Here is a 14,038-nt window from a genome sequence, read left to right as displayed (position 1 = left end):
TTAAGAAATCAAATCAACTTTAGAGAGGCCATGCGGATATAGTTCTGCTTAACGGCGCGCATTAAGCGTTTACGTCTTTTTTGCGTTGGAGATTCGAAGTAAACTAATCGCTTCATATCTCGAACAACACCTTCGCGCTCAATCTTCTTTTTAAGTTGCTTAAGCGACTTTTCCACGTTTGCATTAACGTTTATAACGATATTTGCTTTTCTCTTAGTCATAGAGAAACACAATCCTTTCAAGCTGCAGCGCAGCCGGGGGTAAGTAATATGTTTAAGAACTGCCTTTAACTATATCCGTTTTTGCCTGGCATGTCTAGTAAGGTGGGCGCTCTTTTGGAGGCAACTAGAGGTATTATTTAAAGCGCTCCTTAAAAGGTTGCAATCAGCGAACCGGCAAGGGTAGTTGAGCGATACGCATTTCTCTGTGTGATCGGCCATTGCATCGCAAGGCCCAGCGTCAAATTTGGTGAAATTTCATAATTAAACGCTGTGTTGAGCACCTGTACACGCCATTTTGAGAGGCATTCTTGTTGTCTTGGAATAAATGGATTATTGGCCGGTGGATTTACGACCGTTATTTTATCCTCAGTGTGATGAATGGTATCGTATTCTACCCAGCAAGAAAGACGTTCAAGGAAGCGATATGCATGAAAAAGCACGCCAAATATACTATTATGGCCCGGCTGTATCTTAGCGGTCGTAGAAAAAGGAAACACACCGGATTGCACGGGGCTTGTTGGCAATCTGAAAAGATCGATCGTTCGTGAAGAAAAAGCGGTATAGCCCCCAAAGAAGCCAATCTCGATCGTCTCTTTAAAGTCTAAATGAAAGCCTGCTGTAAATCCGACTGAGGAATGCCCATCGTTACCAAAAGGGAGCGCGAATGCTTTTCGTCGATTTTGTGTTTTGCCTAGCGGTGCAGTCGCTTCAATTTGGACAAACGGAATAAATAAGAAATACGGATAAGTGCAATTATTCGCATTTACTTCAAATACATGGCGCCACCAAACAAAGAACCGCATATCTTCGACAGAATCTTCTTCAAAGTCGCACGTCTCAAGGCCAATTTGGCTGAAAGTGAGAGTCGCGGCGGTGCAAGACATTAAAAGCGATTCAATAACAGGAACAGCGGCAGCAGGAAAAATGCTATCATCTAAACTTACCGTGGGGGTAAGATCGATAAAGCCACAACATGGGCACGTTTGTGTTTGTTTTATATCCGCGAGCCCTGCTTGAATTGTGAATCCAAAATCTTCAAATGGTTGAACATCGAGTTCAAAACGAACACCCGTTTTGCGATACTTGAGAGGTACTGCAAAATAACCGATATGACAACTCGTATCGGTCAGTACGTTTTCTACTGCAACGGTATCATTCGGCCCCAATGGAGGAAAAAGTTGCTGCTTTGCAAATCCTATTTGCGTACCTGCTAAACTTTGGCCACTTGGAACAGCGCCATAGAGAAGCCCGAGCATGTTCCAGCGGCCTTCAAGGTCGCCTAGAAATCTTTTGCACCCCTCAAAATCTCTTCCGCGGTTAGCTTTTTGATGGAAGGGAGTGACGTGAAACGAAATGCGGTCAATTTTTACGCAGTCGGTGATATCTTTAAAATAATTCGTTACACCAAAAAGGAGATAGTGATACGGATAGGCTGTGGTATAAAGTGGGTAAGGATCGTTTTTGGTGAGCATCGTGATGCCCATACTGGTGCGATGCCATACAGCTAAGGCGAGGGCAGCCAAAAGCACCGGTATAAATTTTTTCTTCATCACTATCCTTTCAATCAAAGCTTCTTTTTCCTTTATAGCACCTTTAGATAACGTTCGTCAATCAGCTGGATGATGTGTGCATGAGCGGTGCATTTATGCTATACTAAACGATCATTAGGAAACAAGGTTGTGATTTTTTTTCTCCTAAACAGGTTTTTTGCATGGCGTACTGTTTTTACTATCAAGCTCATATAGAACGCTCTCGCGTTTGGATGTTTGCTGCGATTCTGCGCAGCTATGAACATTTAGTTTTTGAACGCACGATCGATAAACAAGAAAGTGTTTTTGAATTTTTTGTTCCAGTGGATAACGAAGTGCCATTTCTTGAATTGATGGAAGTATTTAAACAAAAAGAGATCGTACGTAATTTGAACAAATTACCGAATCGCTTGATGCAAGCAGATACTGTTGTTTGAACATCAATACATCTTTAATTCACTATATTTTTACCGACAATCGTTTTGTAATTTCGTCGGCACCAAGAAGTGTAATCATATCATGAAGCGATGCGCCGTGGGCAGATCCAGAAATGAACAAACGCAAAGTTGCAAAGAGCGCTTTGGTTGGTACATTTTTTTCTGAAGCAGCTTGTTTTACTTCTTTAATAAATTCTTCAGGCTTACTTAACAGCTTTTTTTTCTCTTCGATTATTGCTAAACATAGTTCTAAATTTTCTGGCGAAATATGTTCAAGCATTTTTTCTTTAGTAATTAAAGGTGCTTCAAAAAAATAATGCAGCGCCGCGGGTGCATCTTTGAGCGTGTGAATTTCTTTGCTAATTGATGAAACTAATTTTTCAATTGTTGTGCGATTTAGGTGTGCGGCTTGCGGATAAGTTGCTGTCAAAAAAGGCAATATTGCATCGGTGAGCGTTGGACTATCCATGCGCATAATCCATTGATGATTCATCCAGCGAAGTTTTTCAAGATCATATTTTATCGTGCTTGCAGTATGAATATGTTTAAAATCAATCGCTTTTGAAAGTTCAGTCAGCGTCATTATTTCCTGTTCAAATGAACCGCCGATAATTGCTAAATAATTACAAATCGCTTCTGGCAAAAATCCTGCCTGCTTTAAATCGCGCAAAGAAAATCCGAAATCTCTCTTGGAAAGTTTTTTCCCTTCCGGATTGCAAATAATTGGCATATGCCAGAAAAGCGGCACTTCTTTATCAAGCGCATGATAAAGGACGACTTGATTTGCGGTATTTGAAAGATGATCTTCACCGCGAATCACGTGAGAAATGTTCATTAAAATGTCGTCAACGCAGTTAACAAATAAGAACGTAAAACTGCCATCTTCTCGTGTAAGAGGAAAATCTGAAAAATTAGAAAGATCAAACGAAACGTTTCCGCGTGAAAGATCGGTAATCTGTATAGTGCCGGCAGGTATTTGATAGCGCCAAATAAAAGGCACATTATTTAAAAGATTTTCATCTATTTGTTTTTGAGTCAGTTTTAAGCATGTTCGATCGTAGCGAGGTGGCTGCTTACTTGCTATTTGCCGCGTTCGTTTGCGATCTAATTCTTCAACAGTACAAAAGCAACGATAAACGGAATTTTTTTGAATAAGTTGTGTTAATTTTTCTTGATAAACCGCACCCCGTTTTGATTGTTCATATGGTGCGTCGGGCCCACCAACAATAGGGCCTTCTTGATATGAAAGTCCTAGCCATGCCAGATCTTCCATAATAATTGCGCCGCCTGGATCGAAATTTCGCTCAAGGTCCGTGTCTTCGATACGTAAAATAAAAGTACCATTGAAGTGACGGGCAAACAGAAAATTAAAAAGTGCAATGCGAACACTCCCAAGATGCATAAGGCCGGTAGGAGAAGGTGCAAAGCGCACTCGCACTGGTGATGATTTCATTGACATTCCTTGAGTATACGTATCTTTAAGAATAGTGTACCGTTCTTGGTGTTTCGAGTCCAGCATTGCCAGTTGGCAGCAATTTACTTTGACATTCGAAATTCCCTTTTGTTAGGTTCCTCTCAAATTTATTGCACTTAATTTTGTGAGTTTTGGGTGCCTATGAGCTGCGAAAAAAATAGACCGAGCAGTACCGGTTGATTGCTCTGGAAGAAGGAGACGATAATGAAGCAATGTTTACATATTACCTTTGTCTTAAAAGTCCCCAAGGGATTTTTGCAGACCACCGTGGCGCAACGCGCTCGAGAACTGTCCATTGAAGGGACGGCACATTTAGTGGGTGTCGCAGAGCCGACGATAACAGTTATCGCATGCGGACAAAAAGACGATTTGCAAGATTTAATAGATACGTTGCATAAAGAGGCGGCAAACAAAAGTATTGATCGAATTCAAATTGAACCCTTTATTAAGTCGAAAGACTATCGAGGAGTTTTCCGGATTATTGAGTAAGTTTTAGTGGCAGGCTCGTTATAAGGCCTGCCAAATCCAATTCCCTTAATCATTCATGGTTCACTTTTTTTCAGTTGTACATGATCGAATCTATTTTCCCTATTTACTACTTTTCATCAGAAAATTGCGCGCTCGAATTGTTTTTATAAGCTAGCAAAGAGTATAGCAGAGAGTTTTCTACCAATCGTAGCTCATTATGATAAGCTAATTGCATCGAGGAAAAGCTCTAGGAAAGCTGTGTTATACTGCCGTGTTTTGTTTTTTAATTCTATTATCTTTTTTTTCGTGGCGCTTTCTGCCCAATCGGATTTTGATGTTACTGTCGTGCGATCTGGGGATTTACTATTTCAAGAATTGGAAGAAAAATTTCCTGAAAAATTAAAAGTAGAATCGATCACGTACGAGTCGGATGTTTTTTTTAGCCAGAATGAGTTTGATTATTTAGTTGATATTAAAAGTGGCACCGATCTTTCTCTTATGCAGGTTAAGCGTGCACTTTCCTATCTAAAGAAAAAAAATAAATTCGAAACAATAGATCTTTTTTTTCAAAATGTTGATCGAACAAGTTTTCGAATCCATTTTAAATTAGTTGGGTTTTGGACGTTTCACAAAGTTAAGTTCGATGGCGTTTTTTTTGGTAAAGAGGCATATCGCCATCTTTATGGAATGGAACAGGGCGAACAATTTGATATTCAGCGTCATCACCATTTTATAAACATTATTAAGGAAGCTTTAGTTGCGGATGGTTATATTAATGCAACCGTCAGTAGTTATCATACCTATGATCATAGATCAAAATTAGTAACACCGACCGTATCAATTGTGCCGGGTGCGCCATTCACCATAGAGGCGTTGTCGATCAAGTTTGATCAGGAAGCGGTAGATGATGAGCATCGAATGATGGCTCATAAGATTGAAGAACGATGCGCTAAAAAACTTTTGCGTGCCGTATGCAGCCAGCAACTTCTTAATAATGAAACACAAAAAATACGAGAATACTTAGCAAAAAAAGGATATTTAAATCCTCGCATTGAGTTACGCAAAACTATAGATACAGATAGTTGTACAATCAACTTGGCATTTCATTTAAATGTGGCCAATCAGCGCAGATTTATTTTTTTTGGGAATCAGTTTTTTTCAAAAAAAGAGTTGATAGATCATTGCCTTAGTTTTGGAAGAGCTGCTGATATGGTGCCGCTCTCGATTATATCTGAGGAAATAATAGAACGATATCACTCAAAAGGTTTTTGGGAAGTTCGTATTGAAATCGAGCAAGAGAACAATAAGTATTTTTTTTTAGTCAACGAGGGGCCGCGTGCTCAAATATGTTCAATTATCGTGCGCGGGCTAACTTCAATAGACGAAACATGGCTTTCTAAGAAATTTTTCAAAGCGTATAAAAAAAAGAAACACGTTGATTTGGAAAGTCTGAAAAATCAAATCGCTCAACTCTTAAAGTGGTATCATCAACAAGGATTTGTGGATGCAAAAATTGAAAGAGAGCAATTTGTACCCGCAGCAAACGCGCATGAATACATTTTGGAATTGACTGTTTATGAAGGAAATCATAAAACAATTGAAAAAATAGCGATCGAAGGTGTCTGCAATGATGATGAAGAGTATGCAGCAGTTCTTTTGCATAAAGAGAGCAAGAATGATCTTTTTACCTTCGATAAATTAAATGATCACAAAAAAACTCTTCTCAATTATTTTCAATCGCGCGGTTATCTCTATGCTCAATTAAAAGCAGAAATTTTACAGAATAATGAATGCGTAGAAATTATTTGGCATGTTTCTCCTGGAAAGCGATTCAAATTTGGCAAAACGATTTTGCAGGGAGCCACCCATTTGCCATTTTCGCTTATAGAAAAAAATCTCAGCTATCACGATGGAGATTGGTGGAATAAAGAACGCGTGCGCGAATCTTTTCTAAAATTACGAGATCTAGATGTTTTCGAAACTATTTATGCACATGGCGATAGTTCGCAAGAATGTGATAATGAAAAAGCGGTAATTTTAAAATTAGTGCACGATGATCCCTATGAGGTGCGGGTTCGTGCAGGATTTCAGCAAGTCAGCAGAAATTTCGCGTTTCGCAATGGCACTACGTATAAACTAGGCGGATCATTGCTGATTAAAAATCCGTTCAATTATGCAGATAGTATGCGGCTTGATATTGATGTTACTCGTTTCTATAGAAACGTTTCAGGCATTTATAAGCGACCATGGTTTTTAGGATTTCCCATTAATTTAATTTTGAAAGGGTACAACAGTACCTATATGCAGCCGATTATCTTGGGATCTGCAAAACCACTTTATCAAGCGCGGCAGCAAGGTGGCCTGATCGGATTAAGCTATAAAGCTGATAAAAGAGAATGGGGCATAAATGCAGGCTTTGAGCTTCTTGAAACAAATCATTTATCGGTAGATTTAGCTCGGGCGATTAATTTTGAACCAGTTTTGATTGATAAGAAAGCTCCGTACGCTTATATTGAGCCAAATCTATTTATTGATGAGCTTGATAACAAAGCAAATCCGCGGTTTGGATCGCTCACCGTCGTTTCATGTAAAGGTATGGCACCATTTAATAAGAATGGCGTGCCCTTTTTAAAAATATTACTCGATCAATCACTCTTCTTTCCGGTGTGGCATACGATTTTTGGTTTGCATGTTCGAGTCGGAAATATTTTTGCCCATCATTTTGCAACGATCATGCCCATCGACCGCTTTTATTTGGGTGGAGAAATGTCGCTCAGGGGATATTTGCCAGATTTTGCGCCGCCACTTGGGGTTTTTATTGATGAAAAAGGAAAAGAGTGCTTAGTGCCGCAAGGTGGACGCTTTGTTTTTAACGCAAACTTAGAAGTGCGATTTCCGATACCAATTATGGAACGGCTTTGGGGGGCGATTTTTGAGGATATTGGCATTTTAGTCTCTGATGCGCCGTTAACCGCGATCGATAGCAACTCTCTTTTAGGATCAACCGGATTTGGCTTGCGGTATTTAACCCCTATCGGCCCTTTGCGTTTTGATATTGGCTGGAAGTGGCGCAAACGGGATCCTGAAGAAAATTCTTACGCTGCTTGGTTTACGCTGGGCCACGCGTTTTAGGAGTTAGTTTTTCTTTCTGGTGGCCTATAAAAATGGCCCATTTGCAATAATTTCTATTTGACAAGTTATTTAATTTTGGGCATTCTATAAGTGATTATTTAATCTATAAAACTATGGATGTGATTTTATGAAGAAAATAGAAAAAATTATATTTGTGGCAGCTATAGCTGCGATTACTGGTTCGATATTTGGCATGGATAATTCACCAAAAAAAACTGAACATGAAGTAATGAAAGAGCAATGTGGATATGCAAACAACCATATAGCCGACATGGTAAAAAAAAATGCAGATGGAGCTATTGTGTTTAAAACAGCTTTGGATAAAGCAAAAGAATTTTATAAACCAGGAGTGGAGTCGGTCAATGCGCCTGCGAGTGGTGAAGATAAAATTTTGATTCAGGCAACCTTTGACTCAGAAAAAAACCCTACAGGTGAATTTCAGAGGCTTTATCATTATGCGAATGCAGCGAGAATGATTGCTGCCATGAGCAGGGCGCAGATAAAGCTAGTACCTGCATTGGGCGGTCAAATTTATTTGCAAGTTGGAAAAAAAAGCTACGAGGAATTCAAAAAAATCGCTCAAGTGATTGAAAAATCGAAGAAGAATTCTACGCATAACCGCAGCCGCAGTTTTAACAGTGCTGATATTGATTCAAGAATTTTTGAGCTGTCGACAGAGAAAGAAAAGATGGCCCAACAACTTTCGGAGCTCTCAAAGCAAAACGCAAACCTGCAGTATTCAAATAAGAATGGCCATGCGAATGGGCATTCAAATGGAAGTGAAGCAGATAAAAAGGCTGAGCATCAAGCGAGAGAATTGCATATCGCATCTGAGGAGCTTCGCAAGAAAATCCATGAGAACGAAAATCAAATACAAGAATTAAAAAGCACTAATGAAAAATTGTCAGCAAAGGTTCTTGAATCGACAGGGAAGCTGACCCAGCTTGCAGATGAAAATGGCGAACTTAAAAAAGGTGTCAAACAATTAACCCTAACGTTTCCACTTCTTGAGTATTACAAGAATAAGAAAGAACTTCTTGAGAGTGAAGTGTCCACAATTAGTGGGCTACTTCAAGCTGAAAAAAACTCTTGGAGAAAATATTTTGTGGGTGGCGCTGTTGCATTAGCAAGTTATACCGGCTTAAAAGCTGCTTATAACTGGTATATGAACAAAGCATAAACGTTATCTTATTAAAGCATTTGAAAAAGAGCTCGATCGCATTCGGGCTCTTTTTATTTTAAATCGATCACCTTTAAGGCTATTCTAAAAATGAATGGTTCAAAAGGAGTGGGTATGAAGAAAACAGCTTTTATTAGTTTGATAATGCTAAGCATTTGTTCAAAAGAGCTCTTGGGGATGGAATCTCCTATTTTGCCTCGAAAAGACGCGCCCTCGCCAGCACGACAATTCCTAGCAATGATTGAAAAGCTTAAAAGCTCAAAGGAAAGCGTTGATGCTACTCCACTTTCTCCCAAAAGCATCGGCGACACGCTGAAAACATATCCGGATCATAAGCTTTTGCGAGTTGATGAAAAGGGCGGATTTCTTGATTTATTGGTTGAGCATGTGCGCGTCTTTGATTTGATTATGCCTCTCAATTCAGTAACCGTCGTACCTTATAACTCAGGGATGTATTTACTAGTACCGCGAAAAGACCATAGTGCTTTGCTTGAAGGCATGATGGCATATGAAAAAAGAGTATTAGACTACAATTGTATAGATCCTTTGAATGAAACCTATATACAGCTTTATGCAAAAAACGTACGTAATGAAAGTTTACGACGCCACTCAGCAAATAAGAATGAGCAATATGAACAGCAGTTGCAGCAGCTTATCAACATTAATGACACCCTTAAAAGCGAACATGCAAAATGCGAAGCAAAATTAAAAAACCAAGGCGAACAGATAACAAAGCTGCAAAATCAACTCGCACACCAAAATATGATGAATGCGCGAATATTCACTAAAAAAGCCATGATGGCTGCAGGGATTGGCTCTGTTGCTACCGCCTTGGGTTTTGCAGCGTACCTAACATGGTGGCACAAAAAATAGCCTTATTTTCATGCAAAAACTATAAAAAGAGCCTAGGTCAAACCAGGCTCTTTTTTACTATTCAATTTTTGATTAATTTCCAAAAAAGATTTATAGTGTAAGTCTCAGGGTTTTCTCTGCTTTTTAATTGAAAAATAAAGGTTTAAAATAAAATGGAAGATCATTCAAAAGGATGCGGGCTTCACGAGCATCATACAGGATCGTTAATGGACGAATTGATGTGCCATTTTCCGTACGCAATTTTTTCGGTAGCGGTCGGGATTTTAGTGCTCAGTTTAGTTGAGTTTTTTGGTATTATGCGTGGCGATGCTGCTACAGCTTCCCGCGGTACGCATATGCTTTTTCATAGTTTTCACTTTGTACATTTAGCTTTTGCTGCATCTGGTGCATTAATTACTTTTTCGCGCTATTCAACTAATATGATGCGCGGCTTTGTAGTTGCGATGTGTTCAGCTATAGTTTTCTGTACACTTTCAGATATTTTATTGCCGTATGTTGCGGGAAGATTATTGGGCGTTTCGATGAGGCTGCATATTTGTTGGGGCTCAGAACTGCGCAACGTTATTCCTTTTTTATCAATCGGCCTTATAAACGGATTAGTAATTAGCAAAAACGGCTCTTCAAAAAAAGTTTATTCTTTGATCACGCATATAGGGCACATATTTTGCAGTTCGTTAGCAGCACTTTTCTATATGGTTTCTGAGGGGTTTACTAATTGGTATCCATTCATGGGCCCTCTATTTGTGTTGTTAATTATGGCAGTTGTGATACCATGCACGCTTGCAGATATTATTATCCCAGTCGTGATTGCGCGGTCGGAGAAAGCATGACAAAGAGCATTAGGCTCGAAAATATAAAAAAAACGTACGATGGGCAGGCAATTCTTGAGGATTTGAATTTAACGATTCCTTCAGGTCAATTCTTTGCTCTTTTAGGGCCAAGCGGTTGCGGAAAAACAACTATTTTGCGCCTCATTGCCGGTTTTGAATCGGTTGATAATGGGCATATTTTTTTAGGCGATCAAGAGATTACTCACGCGCCGATCAATAAACGCAGGATAAATACGGTATTTCAAAACTATGCTCTTTTCCCTCACTTGAATGTTTTTGATAACGTGGCTTATAGCCAGCGAATAAAGGGTGTTTCACCCGAAATTATCGAACAACGCGTTATCAAGATGCTCAACAGTGTGCATCTTGAGCAACACATGTTCAAATCTATTCATCAGCTTTCTGGTGGGCAAAAACAGCGCGTAGCGCTTGCGCGCGCAGTGATTAATCAACCAGATGTTCTTTTGCTTGATGAACCGCTTGCAGCGCTCGATTTAAAATTACGAGAAAAAATGCTTCTTGAGCTCATTGAGCTGCAAAGCAATTTACAAACCACGTTTGTGTACGTAACTCACGATCAGTTTGAAGCGCTCACCGTGGCAGATCAAATGGCAATTATGAATCATGATGGAGCAATCGAGCAAATAGGAACACCAAAAGAAATTTATGAGTTTCCTGTTTCTACTTTCGTTGCAAAATTTGTAGGCACGACAAATCTTTTACAAGGTAAGCTTGAAGCCATTAATGGGCAGGAAGTGCTCATGGATGTCGATCAATTGGCGATCGTTCGTATGTTTGTTCCTGAAAAAAAAGATTGGATGGTTTCCGGTAGAAAAGCATATATGAGCGTTCGGCCTGAAAAAATTTTAATCGCAAAGCAATCGGTGCAAGGATTTGCAAATCAAGTTAAAGGAATCGTAGAATCTATTGTGTATCATGGTCGTTCCACGCAATATAACGTTCGCTTAGCAAATGATTATTTGATGCAAGTATTTGAACAGAACGAAGAACATTTTGCGCGAGAAGTTATTGATTATGGCCATGAAGTATTTCTTCATTGGCAAAAAGAAAACGCGGTGCTGCTAGAACGATGAATAGAGCATATAAGATCAAACAAGCAATTTTGCAAGAGCTCCCTTTTTTCTTTTGCCTTCCCGCATTTATTTGGCAATTGTTTTTTTTATGCATTCCATTAGTTGTTATGATTTTGATGAGCATCGTCGATCGCGCGGGCGTTGCTTCTGCATTGATTGTAACAACCAAAAATTATGTAGCGGTTCTTGATTTTTTGCATTTCAAAATTATTTTAAATTCACTTTTTTTGGCATTGGTAGTTGCTTTTAGTTGTTTGCTTGTCGCTTATCCAGTTGCTTATTTTTTAGCATTCAAAGCAGGAAGATTTAAGCAACTTTGTCTTTTTTTCTTGCTTGTACCGTTTTGGACCAACCTTCTTATTCTAATTTATGCATGGTTTTTTATTCTTGAGCGGGATGGTTTGCTCAATCGATTATTAACTTCGCTGGGTTTAATTCATGAACCGCTTGCACTTTTGCATAACCTTTTTGCTATATCGATCGTTATGTTTTATTGCTATATGCCGTTTATGATTATGCCATTAGTGAGTGCATTAGAAAAAGTAGATGAGAATCTACTTGAAGCTTCTCGCGATTTGGGCGCAACTTATTGGCAAACTTTCTTGCGCGTTATTTTGCCGCTGAGTTGGCCAGGGATTAGAACAGGATTTTTCCTCGTATATGTTCTTGCATTTGGTGAATTTGCAATTCCGCTTTTAATGGGCGGTGATAAATATGTTTTTGTGGGAACTGCGATTTCGCATTATGTGCTCAATGCATTAGAAATTGAACGAGGCGCAGCATTTACCTGCATGAGCGGCATATGCCTGCTTATTTCTATTGTGCTGCTCAATTGGTTACTAAAAAAAATTATCTACCGGGTGTGAGGTTAAGCAATGTGGATCAATGAAGGTTTCTCGCGCTATGTTTTGCCGATCATGCTTGCGCTTGTTTACGTCTTTCTCTATCTGCCAATTATTATTTTAATCGTTTTTTCTTTTAACAGTGTAAGTTTTCCGTATACTTGGCACTCATTTTCTCTCAAGTGGTATGCGGAGCTTTTTCAATCTCCTGTTATTTGGGATGCGTTTAAGAATTCCCTCATTGTTGCATGCGGCTCAGTTTTTTTGAGTTTAGTGCTTGGGCTTTTAGTGGTTTTTTATAGCGTTCAAGCGAAAATGAAAAAGTTCTTGGCATCATTTTATGCAAATTTAATGGTTCCAGAAATTGTTTTATCGGTTGGATTACTAACATTTTTTACTTTTTTTGGTGTTCCGCTTGGTCTAACCACCTTGATAGTTGGCCATACTATTTTGGGATTAGGGTATGTGGTTCCGCTTCTTTCAAGCCGGTTTGCAGAAATAGATTATAGCCTTATTGAAGCATCGCTTGACTTAGGCGCAACGCTTAACCAAACATTTATGAAAGTAATTTTTCCGCTGGTGGCTCCAACGCTCGTATCTGCAGGATTATTAGTTTTTATTATTTCGCTCGATGATTTTTTATTATCTTTTTTTTGTGCGGGCAGCTCTGCGCAAACATTATCGTTGTATATTTTTGCGACGATTCGTACCGGGATGTCGCCGGTGCTCAATGCGTTATCAACTATTCTATTTCTACTGAGCAGCGCTATCATTTTGATACTTGCGACAAGTAGATTTCGTACCAAACTTTTTTAATTCCAGGGGGACTTGATGAGCAATACGGCATCTTTCAGGTTATTGGTGCGTGGTGGCATGATTATTTTTTGGTGTGCGCTGATTATTATTTTTCTTTATTCACCGCTTATGCGTTTGCTTCAACCAAAAAAAATCATTACGGTACTCACATGGACCGATATGATCGATGCAGAGCTGCTTACAAAGTTCGAGAAAAAAACTGGCGTTAAAGTTCGTCTTTCGTATTTTGAAAATAATGAAGAGCTCTTTATCAAATTATTAGCAGGCAGAGCGCAGGGCTTCGATCTGATTATTCCATCCGATTATATTATGGAAAAGCTTATTGATAATCAGTTGATAATGCCGATCGACCGCGCAAAGCTTTCTTTCTGGGATCGTTTGAATCCTGAATTACTTGGCGTTTATTTCGATCCAAAAAATCATTATTCTATTCCCTATCATTGGGCCGTGTACGGTCTCGGTCTGCGTACCGACGTTTTGCCTCACAGTGGGCCGGTATCATGGAAACTTCTTTTTGATCAGACGCTGCCGGGTAAGATTGCGATGCTTAATAGTGGCAGAGAAGCGGTAGCTATTGCTGCCTATTATTTGTACGGTGCACTCGAAAAACTTTCGATGGAGCAACAAAAAGAAGTTTATAATCTTTTGGTTGCGCAGCGCCCGCATGTGCAAGCCTATGTTGATGCGGATATGCGTGCAGATTATTTGCTGCGTTCAGAACAATGCAACGTTGCGGTTGTTGCGAGCCCATTCATTATGAATACGCTCAAACAAAATCGCGCTATTAATTTTGAAATACCAAAAGAGGGCGGTTTTCTTGTGCTTGATAACTTGGTAATTTCTCGAACCACCCAGAACTCAGATGCGGTTTATGATTTCATTAATTTTCTTTTTGAGCCAGAAATTTTAAAGCATCATTTTCATAAATATCCATTTATTCCCGCAACCAAAGAATTAAATCAGTGGCTGCAAGACGCTGGTGCGCCGTCTTCTTTAATTGAAGCATATCGACTCCCGATTAGCTCGCTTCATTTTTTTAGACTAATGACTTCTGATCAGCAGCTTAATCATCTTTGGATGGCGATCAAAGTATAATTTACTAGCGTTTACTTCCAAAAAATGTTTTATTCAACTCAACTAAT

The 14,038-nt window shown here is 39.2% G+C and carries 13 protein-coding genes; 10 read left to right on the top strand and 3 right to left on the bottom strand.

The genetic code is table 11. The features are described from left to right. Window positions 1-8: 8 nt before the first annotated feature. Window positions 9-221, bottom strand: coding sequence for a 30S ribosomal protein S21 (gene rpsU, locus VHO47_04010; GenBank protein HEX2978255.1), 213 nt, complete (start codon window positions 219-221; stop codon window positions 9-11). A 149-nt stretch (window positions 222-370) separates the two neighbouring features. Further along, the gene (locus tag VHO47_04005; GenBank protein ID HEX2978254.1) at window positions 371-1,771 is read right to left on the bottom strand and encodes a hypothetical protein; all 1,401 of its coding nucleotides are present in this window, start codon (window positions 1,769-1,771) and stop codon (window positions 371-373) included. Window positions 1,772-1,932: 161 nt separating this feature from the next. Between VHO47_04005 and VHO47_04000 the strand changes: the two genes are divergently transcribed. Beyond that, window positions 1,933-2,187: a hypothetical protein gene (locus tag VHO47_04000; GenBank protein ID HEX2978253.1), complete on the top strand. Its 255-nt coding sequence runs from the start codon at window positions 1,933-1,935 to the stop codon at window positions 2,185-2,187. A 22-nt stretch (window positions 2,188-2,209) separates the two neighbouring features. Here VHO47_04000 and gltX read toward each other — a convergent pair whose 3' ends face one another. Next, the gene (gltX, locus tag VHO47_03995; protein HEX2978252.1) at window positions 2,210-3,640 is read right to left on the bottom strand and encodes a glutamate--tRNA ligase; all 1,431 of its coding nucleotides are present in this window, start codon (window positions 3,638-3,640) and stop codon (window positions 2,210-2,212) included. Between the two features lie 225 nt (window positions 3,641-3,865). Between gltX and VHO47_03990 the strand changes: the two genes are divergently transcribed. From VHO47_03990 to VHO47_03950, 9 genes are all read left to right on the top strand, one after another. Next, on the top strand, window positions 3,866-4,150 hold the full coding sequence (locus tag VHO47_03990) for a hypothetical protein (GenBank protein HEX2978251.1): 285 nt from the start codon (window positions 3,866-3,868) through the stop codon (window positions 4,148-4,150). A 237-nt stretch (window positions 4,151-4,387) separates the two neighbouring features. Then, entirely contained in the window at window positions 4,388-7,261 is a 2,874-nt protein-coding gene (locus VHO47_03985; GenBank protein ID HEX2978250.1) for a BamA/TamA family outer membrane protein, read from the top strand. A 127-nt stretch (window positions 7,262-7,388) separates the two neighbouring features. Continuing rightward, window positions 7,389-8,441, top strand: coding sequence for a hypothetical protein (locus VHO47_03980; protein HEX2978249.1), 1,053 nt, complete (start codon window positions 7,389-7,391; stop codon window positions 8,439-8,441). 114 nt (window positions 8,442-8,555) lie between these two features. Then, entirely contained in the window at window positions 8,556-9,314 is a 759-nt protein-coding gene (locus VHO47_03975) for a hypothetical protein (GenBank protein HEX2978248.1), read from the top strand. Between the two features lie 152 nt (window positions 9,315-9,466). Further along, window positions 9,467-10,144, top strand: coding sequence for a hypothetical protein (locus VHO47_03970; GenBank protein ID HEX2978247.1), 678 nt, complete (start codon window positions 9,467-9,469; stop codon window positions 10,142-10,144). Further along, window positions 10,141-11,238, top strand: a complete 1,098-nt coding sequence (locus VHO47_03965; protein ID HEX2978246.1) for an ABC transporter ATP-binding protein — start codon at window positions 10,141-10,143, stop codon at window positions 11,236-11,238. Before VHO47_03970 ends, VHO47_03965 begins: the two co-directional genes overlap by 4 nt. Further along, on the top strand, window positions 11,235-12,104 hold the full coding sequence (locus tag VHO47_03960; GenBank protein HEX2978245.1) for an ABC transporter permease: 870 nt from the start codon (window positions 11,235-11,237) through the stop codon (window positions 12,102-12,104). The genes VHO47_03965 and VHO47_03960 overlap by 4 nt, the downstream gene beginning before the upstream one ends. Before the next feature lie 9 nt (window positions 12,105-12,113). Next, a complete protein-coding gene (locus tag VHO47_03955; protein ID HEX2978244.1) occupies window positions 12,114-12,896 on the top strand; it encodes an ABC transporter permease in 783 nt (260 codons plus the stop codon). A 15-nt stretch (window positions 12,897-12,911) separates the two neighbouring features. After that, window positions 12,912-13,991, top strand: coding sequence for a spermidine/putrescine ABC transporter substrate-binding protein (locus tag VHO47_03950; GenBank protein ID HEX2978243.1), 1,080 nt, complete (start codon window positions 12,912-12,914; stop codon window positions 13,989-13,991). The last annotated feature ends 47 nt before the right edge of the window (window positions 13,992-14,038 follow it).

Source organism: Candidatus Babeliales bacterium, from assembly GCA_036260945.1.
Classification (GTDB): Bacteria; Babelota; Babeliae; order Babelales; family JACPOV01; genus JACPOV01.
This window is presented reverse-complemented; position numbering and strand designations above follow the sequence as displayed.

Excerpts from the sequence above, each read along its gene's own strand:
- rpsU (HEX2978255.1), bottom strand. The coding sequence starts at position 221 with ATGACTAAGAGAAAAGCAAATATCGTTATAAACGTTAATGCAAACGTG.
- VHO47_04005 (HEX2978254.1), bottom strand. The coding sequence starts at position 1,771 with ATGAAGAAAAAATTTATACCGGTGCTTTTGGCTGCCCTCGCCTTAGCT.
- VHO47_04000 (HEX2978253.1), top strand. The coding sequence starts at position 1,933 with ATGGCGTACTGTTTTTACTATCAAGCTCATATAGAACGCTCTCGCGTT.
- gltX (HEX2978252.1), bottom strand. The coding sequence starts at position 3,640 with ATGAAATCATCACCAGTGCGAGTGCGCTTTGCACCTTCTCCTACCGGC.
- VHO47_03990 (HEX2978251.1), top strand. The coding sequence starts at position 3,866 with ATGAAGCAATGTTTACATATTACCTTTGTCTTAAAAGTCCCCAAGGGA.
- VHO47_03980 (HEX2978249.1), top strand. The coding sequence starts at position 7,389 with ATGAAGAAAATAGAAAAAATTATATTTGTGGCAGCTATAGCTGCGATT.
- VHO47_03975 (HEX2978248.1), top strand. The coding sequence starts at position 8,556 with ATGAAGAAAACAGCTTTTATTAGTTTGATAATGCTAAGCATTTGTTCA.
- VHO47_03970 (HEX2978247.1), top strand. The coding sequence starts at position 9,467 with ATGGAAGATCATTCAAAAGGATGCGGGCTTCACGAGCATCATACAGGA.
- VHO47_03965 (HEX2978246.1), top strand. The coding sequence starts at position 10,141 with ATGACAAAGAGCATTAGGCTCGAAAATATAAAAAAAACGTACGATGGG.
- VHO47_03960 (HEX2978245.1), top strand. The coding sequence starts at position 11,235 with ATGAATAGAGCATATAAGATCAAACAAGCAATTTTGCAAGAGCTCCCT.
- VHO47_03955 (HEX2978244.1), top strand. The coding sequence starts at position 12,114 with ATGTGGATCAATGAAGGTTTCTCGCGCTATGTTTTGCCGATCATGCTT.
- VHO47_03950 (HEX2978243.1), top strand. The coding sequence starts at position 12,912 with ATGAGCAATACGGCATCTTTCAGGTTATTGGTGCGTGGTGGCATGATT.